This window comes from Vibrio hippocampi (assembly GCF_921292975.1).
In the GTDB taxonomy this organism is placed as follows: Bacteria; Pseudomonadota; Gammaproteobacteria; order Enterobacterales; family Vibrionaceae; genus Vibrio; species Vibrio hippocampi.
In genome coordinates, this window is the sequence record NZ_CAKLCM010000002.1 from 575,053 (window position 1) to 590,068 (window position 15,016).

17 protein-coding genes are annotated in these 15,016 nt (G+C 43.1%); 6 read left to right on the forward strand and 11 right to left on the reverse strand.

Going from position 1 to position 15,016, the window contains the following annotated elements; translation table 11 throughout:
• Positions 1-63: 63 nt before the first annotated feature.
• Positions 64-984 carry a transcriptional regulator GcvA gene (gene gcvA / locus L9Q39_RS05085; protein ID WP_237484028.1) on the reverse strand — a complete coding sequence of 307 codons (921 nt, stop codon included), beginning with the start codon at positions 982-984 and terminating at the stop codon, positions 64-66.
• Positions 985-1,206: 222 nt separating this feature from the next.
• Between gcvA and L9Q39_RS05090 the strand changes: the two genes are divergently transcribed.
• From L9Q39_RS05090 to L9Q39_RS05110, 5 genes are all read left to right on the forward strand, one after another.
• A complete protein-coding gene (locus tag L9Q39_RS05090) occupies positions 1,207-1,980 on the forward strand; it encodes an SDR family NAD(P)-dependent oxidoreductase (protein WP_237484029.1) in 774 nt (257 codons plus the stop codon).
• Between the two features lie 44 nt (positions 1,981-2,024).
• Entirely contained in the window at positions 2,025-2,360 is a 336-nt protein-coding gene (locus L9Q39_RS05095; protein WP_237484030.1) for a carboxymuconolactone decarboxylase family protein, read from the forward strand.
• Between the two features lie 134 nt (positions 2,361-2,494).
• The gene (locus L9Q39_RS05100; RefSeq protein ID WP_237484031.1) at positions 2,495-3,628 is read left to right on the forward strand and encodes a flavin monoamine oxidase family protein; all 1,134 of its coding nucleotides are present in this window, start codon (positions 2,495-2,497) and stop codon (positions 3,626-3,628) included.
• Positions 3,629-4,015: 387 nt separating this feature from the next.
• Entirely contained in the window at positions 4,016-4,507 is a 492-nt protein-coding gene (locus L9Q39_RS05105; RefSeq protein WP_237484032.1) for a VOC family protein, read from the forward strand.
• 101 nt (positions 4,508-4,608) lie between these two features.
• On the forward strand, positions 4,609-5,586 hold the full coding sequence (locus L9Q39_RS05110) for an IS481 family transposase (RefSeq protein WP_237483978.1): 978 nt from the start codon (positions 4,609-4,611) through the stop codon (positions 5,584-5,586).
• Positions 5,587-5,786: 200 nt separating this feature from the next.
• Here L9Q39_RS05110 and L9Q39_RS05115 read toward each other — a convergent pair whose 3' ends face one another.
• The 7 genes from L9Q39_RS05115 to L9Q39_RS05145 form a co-directional block, all read right to left on the reverse strand.
• Complete coding sequence (locus tag L9Q39_RS05115; RefSeq protein ID WP_237484033.1) at positions 5,787-6,440, reverse strand: hypothetical protein; 654 nt, start codon at positions 6,438-6,440, stop codon at positions 5,787-5,789.
• Between the two features lie 241 nt (positions 6,441-6,681).
• A complete protein-coding gene (locus tag L9Q39_RS05120) occupies positions 6,682-7,041 on the reverse strand; it encodes a hypothetical protein (RefSeq protein ID WP_237484034.1) in 360 nt (119 codons plus the stop codon).
• Entirely contained in the window at positions 7,038-7,367 is a 330-nt protein-coding gene (locus tag L9Q39_RS05125; protein WP_237484035.1) for a thioredoxin family protein, read from the reverse strand. The genes L9Q39_RS05120 and L9Q39_RS05125 overlap by 4 nt, the downstream gene beginning before the upstream one ends.
• 55 nt (positions 7,368-7,422) lie before the next feature.
• The gene (locus tag L9Q39_RS05130; RefSeq protein ID WP_237484036.1) at positions 7,423-8,247 is read right to left on the reverse strand and encodes a hypothetical protein; all 825 of its coding nucleotides are present in this window, start codon (positions 8,245-8,247) and stop codon (positions 7,423-7,425) included.
• Between the two features lie 889 nt (positions 8,248-9,136).
• On the reverse strand, positions 9,137-9,595 hold the full coding sequence (locus L9Q39_RS20645) for a type II secretion system protein (RefSeq protein ID WP_290369122.1): 459 nt from the start codon (positions 9,593-9,595) through the stop codon (positions 9,137-9,139).
• A 60-nt stretch (positions 9,596-9,655) separates the two neighbouring features.
• Entirely contained in the window at positions 9,656-10,408 is a 753-nt protein-coding gene (locus tag L9Q39_RS05140) for a hypothetical protein (protein WP_237484037.1), read from the reverse strand.
• Between the two features lie 129 nt (positions 10,409-10,537).
• Positions 10,538-11,803 carry a serine hydrolase domain-containing protein gene (locus L9Q39_RS05145; protein ID WP_237484038.1) on the reverse strand — a complete coding sequence of 422 codons (1,266 nt, stop codon included), beginning with the start codon at positions 11,801-11,803 and terminating at the stop codon, positions 10,538-10,540.
• A gap of 453 nt (positions 11,804-12,256) precedes the next feature.
• Between L9Q39_RS05145 and L9Q39_RS05150 the strand changes: the two genes are divergently transcribed.
• Entirely contained in the window at positions 12,257-12,577 is a 321-nt protein-coding gene (locus L9Q39_RS05150; protein WP_237484039.1) for a DMT family transporter, read from the forward strand.
• 100 nt (positions 12,578-12,677) lie between these two features.
• On the opposite strand, the gene L9Q39_RS05155 is transcribed toward L9Q39_RS05150, so the two are convergent.
• The 3 genes from L9Q39_RS05155 to nth all read right to left on the reverse strand — a co-directional run bounded on the left by L9Q39_RS05155 (position 12,678) and on the right by nth (position 15,011).
• Entirely contained in the window at positions 12,678-13,325 is a 648-nt protein-coding gene (locus L9Q39_RS05155) for a hypothetical protein (protein ID WP_237484040.1), read from the reverse strand.
• A 599-nt stretch (positions 13,326-13,924) separates the two neighbouring features.
• Positions 13,925-14,341, reverse strand: a complete 417-nt coding sequence (gene gloA / locus L9Q39_RS05160) for a lactoylglutathione lyase (protein ID WP_237484041.1) — start codon at positions 14,339-14,341, stop codon at positions 13,925-13,927.
• A 31-nt stretch (positions 14,342-14,372) separates the two neighbouring features.
• Positions 14,373-15,011 carry an endonuclease III gene (nth, locus tag L9Q39_RS05165; protein WP_237484042.1) on the reverse strand — a complete coding sequence of 213 codons (639 nt, stop codon included), beginning with the start codon at positions 15,009-15,011 and terminating at the stop codon, positions 14,373-14,375.
• Between the last annotated feature and the right edge of the window lie 5 nt (positions 15,012-15,016).

The following is a 15,016-nucleotide window of genomic DNA, read 5'->3' on the forward strand; positions in this document are numbered from 1 at the left end:
ACTTTAGTCTTAGTAGTCCTTATCAACAAACAAGAAGATCTTTAATTGTCGAATAGAAAAACTTTAGCGCTCGGGTTTATCGACCACTTCTTGTAGCAACCAGAATTTAAATACCTGCATTCTTGCAAGCTCTGCGTCTTCTTGCTTGTAGACAACGTAATAGGCCAATGGTGATTCAAAAGACAGCTCAGGGAACAAACGCACCAATCGACCTGCGGCTAAGTCATCCTTTGCCATCACACTTCGAGCAAGGGCGATACCTGCACCGTCTATCGCAGACTGAAGCACTCCAGCTGAATTGTTGATTTTAAGATTGTGCTCGGCAGTGTGCTCCGAAGAGCCAGCCTTATCTAGCCACTGCCGCCACGTAGGAAAGGCTTTGTGTTTCTCAATTGAGGTATCGTGAATTAACACCTCACTTAGCAGTTCTTCTGGTTTTGCAAAGCCTTTTTGTTTAAGCAATGTTGGGGAGCATACGGGGAACACCTCTTCATCCATCAGCTTTTCAGCACTGAGCCCCGCCCACTGACCGAGACCATAACGCACACCGACATCAATATGCTGCGCAACAAAGTCAACCGAATGCCGGCTCATATCAAGCCGAACGTCGGTATCTGGATAAGCACTTTGAAAGCGGTGCAACTTGGGCAATAGCCACTTGGCGGCAAACGCTGGACTGACGGTAACGTTTAGTACGCCACAGGTTGGGCTTTGCTTCATCTTCTCAAGCCCTAACGCCAATTGCTCAAAGCCCGATTGAATGTCAGGCAATGCTCTTTCAGCGGCTTCGGTCAATGTTAAGCGGTATTTACCACTATTGGAGCGGATAAATAGTGGCTCACCCAACCAGTCTTCCAAGGAGCGAACTAATTGCCCCACAGCTGCAGGGGTGACGTACAGCTCAGCAGCTGCACCAGAGAAACTTCGATGCCGGGCACTGGCTTCAAACGCCTTAAGTGCATTCAAGTGTACGGGAATTTGCATATCACTAAATATTTTCTTTATCGTCGGTACAGATTAACTCGTTTGTAGAGTCTAGTAAATTTATCAAGAATGCCCCTACACGACATGACAGGTCCACTGCTTATGTCACTAAACAGCAAGTGTATTTCAATGAACTGCACTGTGTATCGAATCTGCGAGCATAGATATTTCATGGCTTAGGATTCGATACAAACAATCACAACAGATATAAGAGATTGCATCATGAACAAACAATTTTCTGGTAAAAAACTTCTAGTTGTCGGTGGCACAAGCGGCATGGGGTTCGAAACAGCGAAGATGGTTCTGCAAGAAGGTGGTGAAGTAGTTATTGTGGGTAACCGCCCTGAAAAAGCACAAGCGGCGCAAAAAGAGCTCGCAGAGTTTGGACCGGTTGAAGCGCTGAGTGCAAACCTAAAATCTGAAGATGGCGTCCAAAGTTTACTGAGCGTGATTGATGAAAAACACTCAGATGTCGACATGCTCGTGAATGCAGCAGGTGTATTCTTCCCTAAGCCTTTCTTAGAGCATGATTCGAATGACTACGATCAATACATGAGTATTAACCGTGCAACTTTCTTCATTACACAAAAAGTGGCGGCAAACCTAGTGGCAAACAAGCGTCAAGGTACGATTGTCAATGTAGGCTCTATGTGGGCAAAACAAGCGATTGCAGCGACACCTTCATCTGCTTACTCAATGGCGAAAGCGGGTCTGCACTCTCTAACCCAAAACCTTGCGATGGAGCTTGCACAGCATAACATTCGTGTAAATGCGGTCTCTCCAGCGGTAGTTAAAACGCCAATCTACGAAGGCTTCATTCCAAAAGAGGAAGTGGATACAGCGCTACAAGGCTTCAATGAGTTCCACCCAATTGGTCGTTTTGGTACACCTCAAGACGTAGCTAACTCAATTGTCTTCCTTTTATCGGAAAAAGCAGGCTGGGTAACTGGCGCAGTATGGGATGTTGATGGCGGCGTAATGGCTGGCCGTAACTAACATTTGAATTAACAGCAAATATCGGATTTGAGGAGAGAGACACAATGAATAATGATTGGAATGAATACCGTGATCAGCTAATGGGTAAAGTCGGTGAGTTCGCAAAAGAGAGCCCAGATGTTGTAAAAGGTCTGATGACAATGGATTCAGCCGCAGCAAAAACAGGTCATCTTGAGCCTAAAATTCATGAGCTTATTGCCTTAGCGGTGGCTGTAACTACACGATGCGATGGCTGTATTGCTGTGCATACTAAGAAAGCGGTAGAGCACAGTGCAACTAAGCAAGAAATTGCTGAAGCACTGGGTGTTGCAGTTGCACTCAATGCTGGCGCTGCAATGACTTACAGCGCACGAGTTCTAGACGCTCACGATCAGCTGTAATTCTATAAAAGACTAAGCCCATCAAAATCGTACTCAATGATTTTGATGGGCTTTGAATTTTTAGAGCAAGTTGTAAGTAGGGATAGCACTTTCAGGGCATGAGCCCACTGAATCAAAAATTGATGGTCTAAGAGATGAAAAAACAAGTAACAATTATCGGTGCAGGTTTAAGTGGTGTGTATGCTGGTTTCCTTTTAGAGAAATACGGCATCACTGATTATGTGATCCTTGAAGCGAAAGATTCGATTGGCGGGCGAATTGTTGATTACCCTGTAATTGCTGATGGTCAAGACGGCGAGGATAAAAATAGTATTTTCGATCTTGGGCCATCATGGTTTTGGCCTGATTTCCAGCCTGATCTTACAAATTTGCTTGCAGAGCTCGGTATTGAGCATTACCCACAATATGAACAAGGCGACACGCTAATTGAGCGAACTATCGACCAAGATCCTGCGCGCTATGCTGCGTATCAGTCAGCACCAGAGTCGCGACGCATTCATGGTGGCATGGGTAAAATTGTTAATACTCTGGCCAATAAGCTGCAATCTAGTGACCGTATTTTGGTCAATAGTGCCGTGAAGAAAGTAATTGTTCAAACAGCAAGTAACACTATCCATATTGAGTGTGAGTCTACGGATTCATCTAATAGCTTCACCATTGAAACAGAGCATGTGTTGTTTGCTATGCCACCACGATTGATTGAGAAGTCGATTGAGTTCAGCCCGGCGTTATCTGACGCAATCAGTACGCAGTGGCAAGCGACCTCAACTTGGATGGCTCCTCATGCGAAATACTTTGCTATTTTTGATAAGCCATTCTGGCGCGAGCAGGGCCTATCTGGTGACTCACGCAGCTCAGTAGGTCCAATGGTTGAAATCCGTGATGCCTCTATTCCAGATGGTAAAGCAGCATTGCTTGGCTTTTTCGGTGTGCCGGCTGAGGTAAGAAAGAAAGTCACAGAAGATGAGCTAAAGCAAGCTTGTCGCCAGCAGATCATTCGCTTATACGGTGAACAAGCTATCCCTGAGGTTGATGTGATTAAAGACTGGTCGCAAGATGTTTGGACATCAACAGAGTTAGATGCTCAAGATAGTGGAGAGCACACCAAACCGCCAATCGCTTTTATTAATGATGGTCTTTGGAGTAACAAGATCACTGGCATCGGTAGCGAGTGGTCACAAAGATTTCCGGGCTATGTGGCTGGCGCGATTGATGCCGCAGAGGTAGGTGTCAAAGCACTAGTGAAAAAGCAAAAGTTAGCGGAATAAGAAAGAAAGCTAAGCTCAGCTTGATAATATTGACGAATTTGATCGCTGAGCTGGCGGATTCTAAACAATGTAAGGAAAGCCAAATGAAATTGTATATCTACGAAAATTGTCCATTCTGCGCAAGAACTGCCTTTGGTTGATTACAATTTGCTAATCGATTTAAATTGCAGAGATTGAATTCACATCCAATCCCACCCTAACTCACAACGGGGCAGAAATGAGTCAGCTAAACCATTACTCATAGAATGCTACACACTAAATAATCATAAAATTATGTTATCAAATTTATAATTATCGATAATTTTAATTTTGGTTATTTCATACCTATACTTCTCCATATCGAAACGAAACACAAACAAATAATTAGATCAGTTTTTGGAGAAAGTTATGAAAATGAATCACGTGGGCATCATGGTTGGCGATATGGACAAGGCTGTAGAGTTCTACACTAAAGCTTTGGGCCTTCGCGTTGTAATGAACAACACTAAAGTCATCGAAGAACGTGAATCTGCAATCGGTCGTATGTGTATTGCAGTGTTTGGTGAAGGTTTCAAAGGCTTCAACATCGCTCACCTAGTGACAACTGATGGTATTGGTGTGGAACTGTTCGAAATGGTTGACCGTGAAGAGCGTCATAACGTTGATTTTTCTCGCCTAGGTATCTTCCACTTCTGTCTGCAACTACCAAAAGAGCAGTTTGAGTCTGCAATGAAGCGTGTAGAAGAGTTTGGCGGTGAAGTGCGCATGGATATTCACCGTTACCACCCAGAAGACGAGCTAAAACAAGCGCAGATGGTTTACCTAGAAGACCCGTTTGGTAACTTGTTCGAGTTTTACTCTCACTCTTACGAAGATACTTACGCTTCTGATTACGAGTAATTGTCCTACGTTTAAATTAACATCTAATGTCTAAATGATTTTATGGCAAACCTTCTTAGGTGTGTGATTCATAGACATCCTTTCAACTATACTGGGTGTCTATGGACAGAGAAATCCAACAAAGACTACAGTGGGTAAAAATGTATGAGGAATGTGGTGACGCAGGTCTCGTATGTCGACGCTGTGGTATTTCCAGACCAACATTACGCAAGTGGGCTAAGCGATATAAGAAGTGTGGAATAGCTGGCCTGGAAAGTCAGAGCAGACGACCTCATTCATCTCCAGTTACTAAAGTCACTGATGAGCTAAGAGCATTGATCCTTACGATGCGTGAGAAACGCAATTTAGGGGCGCGGCGTTTACAAACGGAATTAATCCGACTTCACCAAATACACTTAAGCACCGCGACACTCCATAAAGTTTTATCTGAAGCGTCAGTCAAACCCATTGTAACTTACCGACGCAAAAAAGATTTCCAAAGATATGAGCGCCCAATTCCTGGTGATAGAGTCCAGATGGACACCTGTAAAATAGCACCTGGAATTTATCAGTACACAGCTATTGATGACTGCTCTCGCTATCGGGTTCTGAGGTGCTACTCACGGCGCACAGCAGCAAATACAGTCGATTTTATTGATTGTGTCGTGGAAGAGATGCCATTTCCTATCCAGCGTATTCAGACGGACAGAGGGCGTGAATTCTTTGCTGAGAAAGTCCAGAAAAAACTCATGATTTATGGAATCAAGTTTCGCCCAAATAAACCTGGCTCACCTCACTTGAATGGCAAAGTTGAACGCTCTCAGAAAACAGATAAAAGTGAGTTCTATCCGACCATAGATGTCTCCGTGGGGCTGGAAGAGCTGGATCTGTTACTAGCTGAATGGCAACACTACTACAACTGGGAACGCCCCCACAGCTCGTTAAATGGGCTAACCCCGATAGACAGGATTACTGAGATATCTGATCAAACTCCTTTGTCTGAAGAGGTATCTCAGCACTACCAGATCGAGAAAGAGCGGTTTCAAGAGCAGAATTACAAGCTTGATCTTCAGCTAAGAAAATTGAAACCATCTCTATGAATCACACATCTTAGGGCTAGATTTCTAGTGCGTTCATAGTGGATACTCCTATGAATACACAGTAAGTTCAACCTAAACCGATGTTAATGTTATCAGCCAACTTCACGGGAATTGCTGCTGGCTTTTAATCAGGCATTCAAAGTCCTCGCTACCAAGCTGCAGGGCTTCATAGGAATCACCAACTGTTTTGAAAAGGTAGGTTATCTGCTTTTATCTTTAGCTTTTTTCCACTCCACCCATTCGATAACGTCTGAAGGGTCTCCATATCTTTTGAAGAATCGTATGGCCGATTGCGGGCAGGATAAACCCAATGAATCTTTACACCAACTATTTAGCTTCCAGTGCGTAGAGTAGCCATTTATGTATGCTATATGAACTTCATCCAGTTTACGCCAAAATTTAACATTCGCCTGCCCACGTATACTTAAGAAAGGAAACTCATTAGGTTTGTCGTCCACCTCAGCATAAACCGCCAAAGACATCATATGCAGTAATTTGCTTAGGTTCGAGGCGTTTAACTGTTTGACATTTAAGCTTTGGATCTTGCCTATATCATCACCACAGATACTAGCAACGTGATTAATAATAAAGTCCATATCAAACCCATTTGAGGTGCAGATATCGTAACCAAGCGTATCGAGACGTGCCAAAATCTCATCGCGGTAGTCATCTTTGCTGAAAGTTTTTTTGCGTATAGCGGTCCTAAAAGAGACGCTTTGTTCGTTCTTTTCAACCAAAAAGGCTCTTAACTCTGGGTAATCCTCTAGCATATCAACACTTGATGCCAATATATCTAAGAGCTTTTCGTGGTCTGTTAGCAACAACCCAAACTGTTGCCTTGCTTCATGGTCCATTAACACCTCCTTTACTTTAGCATTAAGTCTAGCAGTAGAGTGATACTGGTGCTTTGTATTAGAATTGTGACAGTAGATAAGTGGCAAGTTTCACCTCACGCTTAGTTCTTCCCAGACCACTTAACAACTGTTACTTGTAGACAAGGGACCGAAAGACCCTTGTCTAATTTTATTGTTCAATCAGACTTCTGCTAAATACTTTGACGATTCCTTCGTGTCGTAAAATCGGTTAGAGCGGTGGTTATTCTTGGTAGGTGAATTCATAGCAAGTGCGGCCATCTAAGTCCGTGGGAGACTTAGAAGAACTAACTATGACATTGCCTTGCTTTCTGATATTCAACCAATCTTGTCCTGCCTCTTGAAGCTCTTGTTTATCGACTTTGTTGAACAGGCCACCTGAAGTAGAACAGACTAAGATTCGATCTGTGTTCGAGTTGCGAGGTGCTGGAATATGATATTGCTTTTTATTAGCCGCTGTGAAGATAGCAGCTCCTTTTTGTTCAACCTTGTAGTCTTTTGAAAGGTTAAGGATATCCATGATAGATGGGCCAGCACAACCAGCTAGAGTAACGATAACAGTAAGTGATAGGGCTCTTTTCATTTTGTAGATCTCATTTGTAGTAAAAGGGTTTCTAGTTCCTCGAAAGAAGCAACTTGTTCGAACGATACTTTGTTGTCTTCAACGAAGATTGTTGGTGTAGCAGAAATGTTGTGCTCTTTGACCAACTCTCGGTTGGTCTCAACTTCGATGTATTGCACGTCGATGTTGTGCTTTTCTGAAAAGTCATCAATAAAGCCTTTCATCGTATGACAAGGGCGACATTGTTCTGAGTAGAACATCGTCATTTCAGATTCGAATGACTTTGTTTCTGGTTCACTACAACCAGCTAAAATTGCTAAGACCAATAGCGCGATTGCTTTTATCATCTTGTTTCTTGCTTAGTGGGAAAAAAAAGAGGGAGACCAAAGTCTCCCTTGATGATTAGAACGTGTAGTGAAAGCCTGCTTTCAACTCGTTGTCGCGAGATTCGTTAGCGGTGTACTCGATGTATGGAGCAGCACTTTCGAAGCCAGTGTAGACAAGCTTCATTTCGTGAGATTTTTCTTGGCCTGTGAAGACACCAGAGTAGTCACGGTGCACATAGTTGTATTGAGCTGCGATTGGAGCAAACTCACTAGCGTCGTAACCCACTGTCAAGTCCCAACGGTTGGTCTTTAGCTCTTCACTTGAAGATTTTGTGCCTAACTTGGTGAGTACTGGTTTTTTTGAATCATTCCCAATACGCTCAATATATGCGCCGTAAGCAGTAGATTCGGAAATTAGTTTAGTTCCCCCCATTTCATGACGGAAACGAGCTGCCGTGTAGAAACCATTATCGAAATTGTAACCCGTCTTGAGGCTGAACTTAGCAACGTTAGTGCGTTCAAACTGCTCGACCTCTTCAGATCCAGTAAATCCAAGGCCGGTAATTTCCTTGCCATCATTGTCGATGAAGTATGTATCGTCGATACTGTAATTACTTCCAATAAGACCACTCATCTTCTTGTTGAACACGTAATTCGCTGAAGGAGTAACATACCAGTTGCTAGTAATGTTGAATTGATAAGCCGCTTCAAGTTCCGTTTTGTCGTAGTTGCCTTTGACAGTAGAAACTTCAGCATTCACATCAAGACCCTCGAGACCAAAGTTAGAACCAACTTTGACCGCGCCGATGTCGTGAGATTTATAGTTCGCATCTACGTAAATATCGGCCATCGTGTTAGTTGAAAGTACAAGCGCTGTAAGTGCTGTTAATTTGAATTTCATTTTTATTCCTCATTTGTAATGCCATATCCGTATGAGGTAATTTAATTTTCCATTGATAGTAAAACCTTCTTCAAAGGTCACGCGAAAAAATTCAATAAATATCAATAAATTATTAAAATAATCAGTTCACGTTCAACACTGGCGATAATAGTATTCTCAAACGCATTTCGAGTGATTTCAGAGGGTTTTATTGATCCTTAGAAATGGGGTGTAACGGCAACTACAAAAGATAGCCTTTGGGGTACTTCAGACAACTGATAAAAGATTAGTCATCATGCAAAAGCGTTGTTCTAATAGGGAAAGCGATGTAAGGGATAGCTTTACAGCTACGTTTCAATGACCATCTTTTCACTGAACTAAAATCGAAATAGTAAGGATGAAACAACTGGTTACTCAACGCTACGTAGTTCATATCACCAAACTCGTACATGATGAAATGGCTCATATCCATTCAAAATGGTAATGGCAGTTCATCCCAATGCCCAAGAGGGCAGGGCTCCATTTAATGCGAAATAACGGTATCTAAAGTCAAAACATATAAAACGCTATCACTTGGCATATCTATACCGATGCAATAGTTAGAGCGAGTCGAATACGCATTCTGGCTATGGAAAGGATTACAAGCCTGAAGTGACATCGTCGAATGAACTGACACAGGCGAAATTATTGAGATCGTTATGTTCGTTGCCGTGGGCTAAATAGTGAGGGAGACATTTTGCTTACGGGAGAGGCGTAAAACAGTAGGGTGATCGCTATGGGGGGGCGCTATTGAAAATTAGCAGTGCGGCTTATGGCACATCACCTAACGAGGAATTCTAAGTCGAAAGTAAGTTTCATCAACAATCTGAGGCCGCATATTGCGGCCTTTCGTTTGGTCAATCGACTTAACTTAACATCCTTCATTGACAAGCTCGAACTCAAGCTCACCAGTTTCTAAGTCCTGATATATTTTTACATGGCATGTATTGGTATCTTTCCACTTACCAAACGAAATCACCGTATAGTCATCACCCATGGAATTAACCAACTCCGTCACGTCAACGCCGTCGAAATTCACAGCGTTCTTTAAATTTATCTTGGTATTGAAGATATGACCAAACGCAGCTTCGATGATATTTTTCCCAGACTTGATTTCAGATCGCTCCAGATTCTCACGACCAGCAATAACAGACTTTCCGTAGACAATGCCGTCCGCTCCCTTTATTGCGCCAACTGCACCTTTTAATACACTTTCTCTTGCGCCAGAATGAATACCCAAAAACTTTGGTGCAACAGTAGCTGACAAGACGCCTAAAATCACGATGACGATAACTAGCTCAATTAAAGTAAAACCGTTTTGCTTTTTCATTTTAAATTCTCAATATCGAGAGGTGCCGTCCTTGGTCTAAGGTAATCCTTTAGAAATGTATTAGAAGTACACGTAGTAGTTTACGGTGTTCAGGAAGTCTGTTTTGCCTTTCCCGTATTTAGATAGTTCGCTCTTAAAGCCTAAAGAACTATTGTCCGTAACCATAAAGCCGCCACCAACCTCAATTTGGTTGTTGAAGTTCTTATCTTTAAACACATAGGTAGTCTTAGGGTTCACATATAACCAGTGACCAGCTTCAAATCCATACATAGCGTAAACACCGGCCTGACCTAGATATGAGTCAGCTTTTAACTTTGAGCCTGGTACGTCTTTATATTGAGTCTCACCAGTTGCGTAACCGGCATAAGCCATGGGTGCAACGATGATGTTGCCAAAGTCCATCTTATACAGACCACCAGCAAGGAAAGCGTTTGAGCTAGTCTTAACACCATCGTGGTTCTTGTAATCACCAAGAACATCTACAGACCAACCAATATTGGTTTCTCTATCGATATTGAAGTAGCGAGCGCGATAAGTAATATCCTTGTCGCCAGACGTACCGACATCACCAGAGAAGATGTGATCACCAGATCCATACACAAAGTTACCTTGCTTGAAACCTTTAGAACCAGTGGTCAAACCAAAACCCTTAAATGAAGCAGTTGGATCGCCATAGTTAACCTTTTCTTGAGCTGGTTCACCTAGTAGTTCTGGGTTCTCAGGTACTACAACTTCGCCTGTCTCTTCGTCTAGGTACGCGGCGTTCGCTGCGAAAGTTGATACCAATGCTACTGCTAAAAGAGTCGTTTTCATTTTTAATTGCCTTGTTTAATTAAAGGCATCCTTGCTTAATTGTCCTTTGGAAGAAATATCCGAAAAGCGAATGATCGCTTTGCGCATGGCTCTAGGTGTGCCGCCACCAGACGGCACACATTAGGGGTATTACATTGACTTAAGTAAGGTAGGGATAACGCTCAACATCGTCATACCAACTGTGCGAGGTGCTTGCATTTGGTCTTGAGCACCAGTCATAGCAATTACTTTGCCCGTAGATGGCTCACCAACAATGACTTGTCCGTGAATACCAACCATCAGAATGAAGCTATGACCATCTACATTAAGAACACGGAATTGATCTTTGTACCAAGCGTCAGCGTGCAGTTGAGAGAATCCGTCATGCTTCCAAGCGCTCTTAACCTCATCATTACCAACCATTAAGTTACTGATGTATTCAGGAGAAACGATTTGCTCACCAGCTCGGTTCTTACCGCCGTTAACCAGAACATCCATCATGATTGCTGCGTCTCGAGTAGTAGCGTTCAGGCCACCAGACATGACTGCTTCACCGTTGTGGTTAGACTGCAGTTTTGCGTTGTTTTCGAAACCAACACGCTTCCATAGTCGTTCTTCCATAGCTTCTGCTGCTGTCATGCCAGTAACGCGAGCAATCAACATGCCTAGCATTTCAGTGTGTGCGCACTGGTAGTCGAACGCTTCACCGGTATTAACGTCTGTGCGCTTACCTAGTGTTGCGCCAAAGTCTAGAATCGATTTAAGTTCTGAGTAGTTGTTAACGCCATTCCACTCTTGAACGTGCGTCATGCGCTCATCCCAGATTTTGCCAGGTGTGAACTCAATCTTTACACCAGAACGCATATCGAGCATTTCTTGAACAGTCGCATCACCAAAGCCAGAGTCTTTAAGTTCTGGTAGGTAGTCAGAAATCAGTTTGTTTACGTCTACCTTGCCCTCTTCAACAAGAGTTTGCAGAGTTAGTGCCGTGAAAGACTTTGTTACGCTCATCATTAGATGCGTGTGGTCTTTGTGCATACCTGACCAGTAGAACTCATCAACCAACTGACCATCTTTTAGCATTACAATTGACTCAGTGTTTAGGCGGTCACGGAGGACAGTTTCCATATCGTGTAAACCATCTAGGTCATACGCCAATGGGCCTTTTAAATCGAAACCTTGAGCCACGCCAATATCGTGAGTGAACTCGCCTTTAGATAGTTCAACGTAGTGAGTGAACTTGTAAGCGTGTTTCAAAGTAAGCTTTGCTGATTGACCAGATTCCCAGTTAGCTTGAGTGATACCAACTGCTCCCACTTGATCAAGAAAAGCTGTATCTGGATTGTGAACCTCAATAGCTTGAGCGCCAAATGCGGTAGTTAGTGCAACAGTAGCGGCTAGGATTGTTTTCTTCATTATGGTTGCCTCATTTATGGTTTATACGTTCACTGGTCCGTAAAATGGGTCTGCTGTCCTTGCCGCAGTGAAATTCAATGAGGTCAATTTAGTCACCTAACTTTTTCCAAGCAATTTGGTCGTCTCTAGAGATACTTAGAAATACAAATTAGTGATATGAGGCGTAAACTTTTGCGCTGTTGGACAAAAACACTACAACACTCGGGCATCAGTAGAATGTTGCGGTTATTTTCTAGGGAGGGGGACTGAAAACTGGGGGACTTATCGTTTTAGGTAAGCGTTTGGATAAGGAGTAGATGTAGCCGATTATCGAGCCTAAGAGTTTATTGACAAAGGGCTCTGCGATTTCCAATCCACTTGAATTTCATTTCCAACGCTTTCTAAAAGCAATGCATTACTTTAGAAAAACAACGTCAGGCATGATGGAGCTCTAAACGCAAGAGAGGTAACAACATGTTCTATTTAGCCATTGCCATTATTTCTGAAGTTATCGCAACAACACTTCTACCTTTAACAAACGGCTTCACCAAGTTTTTTCCATCTGTTGGATGTGCTTTGGGCTATGCGGCGGCTTTTTACTTCTTATCTCTGGCGACTGCGTCTGGTATGTCTAGCTCTACCGCATACGCAATTTGGTGTGGTGTCGGAATTGTTCTTATCGCCTTGGTTCAAGCGATGTTTGGCAAAATCCCTAATGGGCAAGTGATTATGGGGCTACTGCTGATTGTCTCGGGTGTCACTATGATCAATCTAGGGGGGAATATAAGCCACTAGCTTCACTCTAGATTTAGTCATCAGAAAAGGTGGTAAGAGGCATTCAAACCATCTCCTCCCTGCAAGTAGTTACAGCCAAAAAAGCCAATAAATTGAACCGCTATTTTTCGCTATCAGTCCACTCAGACCATTTAACCCAGCTTTCAATTAGTCGAGGGTCACCATACGTCCGTGCAAATCGAGGAAAGCTTTGCGGACACGAAACGCCTAGTGTCAACTGAGCCCATTGATTCAATTTGTAATGACTGCCATAGCCCTCGAGCATCATCGCGTCGTAGGCCAAGTGACACTTTTTCCAAAAGGCATGGTTCGTCTGCCCTTTTTTTGCCTCCCAAGGAAAAGACGGTAGTGATTCCGACTGAGAGTAAATGGCTTCCCCCATCATGTGTAACAAGCGGCTGACTTTTTCGATTCCTATGTCTTCTAAGGTAATATTTTTTACCGATTCGATATCCGCACCGCACTTAGCCGCCACACTATTGATAACGAAATCCATATCTAACTCACTGCAGACCTTGTAGCCTATCCAATCGAGCTTCGATAAGATCTCATCGCGATAGTCATCCTTGGTGAATTCTTTGTTGCGAATCGCACGCCTATATTCTACAGACTTTTGGTTTTTATCTGTTAAATGCGATTGTAAATTAGGGTAGCCTTCTAAGGCGGCTGGATTCTGAGATAAGATTTCTAGAAGTCTTTCTTGATCTGTAAGTATATTCCCAAGTTCAGCACGAGTTTTACTGTCCATATTGCCCCTTAAGTTTTGTAATGCTTTGGTAAGAATACGCCAGAAGAGAACAAATATTCTAGATGTAACCGATAAAGATTTCAGGGAGGATAATAAAAGATCTACCACCTGTACTGACATTGCGACAATACGACCCCCCAAATCTGGTGTGGTAATTTGGCGTTGTTTTGGAAGCTGTTTTAGTTTCTTTTTCTACCATAATTTCAAGTATCGTAAACTCTGTCGATATTCCTCTTCAGAGCTATTACTTTAAGTAGAAAAGGGGCAAAACCTTGTTAGAGCAAAAGGCAAACTACGCAAAAGCCTCGAAAAGTTTCAAACTTTATTGTCGGGTTCTAATCTTTATTGTCCACCGACACTAATCTGGTCGTGTTTTTGAGGTTTTATTTGAATATCATGTGTTGAGTGGGGCTGAGACAAGTCGCTGTTTGCCATTTTAATCGCTGGTGTGTGATGGGTGGTTTGTTAATCACCACGCTAATCGGTGTAATAGCGACTCTTGCTTTGCCGTTGACCCAATAATGACAGTACTTACAAAAAAACACCCCGATTTTTGTCGGGGTGTTCTAGTTTTGGGACGGCACTGATTGCTCAATAGACTAGCCTTCGATACCCGCATCTGCTTGAGTATTTTGGATAAGCTCGACCATGTAGCCATCAGGATCTTTGATAAAGGCAATCTCGGTCGTTCCGCCTTTTACTGGACCCGGCTCACGAGTGACGTTGCCACCCGCTGCTTTTATCGCATCACACGTGGTGTAAATATCATCAACACCAATCGCGATATGACCGTATGCAGAACCAAGGTCGTATTCAGATACGCCCCAGTTGTAAGTCAGTTCGATTTCTGCGGCATCAGGGTTATTTCCAAAGCCTAAGAACGCAAGGGTGTACTTGTACTCAGTGTTTTCATTTTTGCGCAGTAGTTTCATACCAATTACATCGGTGTAGAAAGCGATCGATTTATCAAGATCACCAACACGTAACATAGTATGCAAAATACGACCGTTAGACATGACATTGCTCCTTAGTCATTAACAGATAGTTTTATTCTGGGTAAACCTTTTCTTTAAACTCACACAGATCTTCGATAATACAACTTCCGCAACGCGGCTTGCGCGCCACACAAGTATAGCGACCATGTAAAATCAACCAATGATGGACGTCAAGCTTAAACTCTTTGGGAACCACCTTGAGTAACTTTTGCTCTACGTCATCAACGCTTTTTCCCATCGCGAGTTTGGTTCGGTTTGATACTCGGTAAATATGGGTATCGACGGCGATAGTCGGCCAGCCAAAGGCGGTATTTAAAACCACATTCGCGGTTTTACGTCCTACGCCGGGTAACGCTTCCAGTGCCGCTCTATCTTCAGGAACAACGCTATCATGCTGTTCAATCAATATTTTACAAGTCTTGATGACATTTTCGGCCTTGGAGTTAAACAGTCCAATCGTCTTGATGTACTGTTTCACACCATCCACACCGAGCGCAAGAATACCTTCAGGTGTGTTTGCCACGGGATAGAGTTTATCGGTGGCTTTATTGACGCTGACGTCGGTGGCTTGTGCAGACAATAACACCGCGATCAGCAACTCAAACGGTGTCGACCAGTTAAGCTCGGTTTGTGGGTTTGGGTTGTTTTCACGTAAACGTTCTAATATCAGCTTTCGTTTGTCTTTATTCATAATTG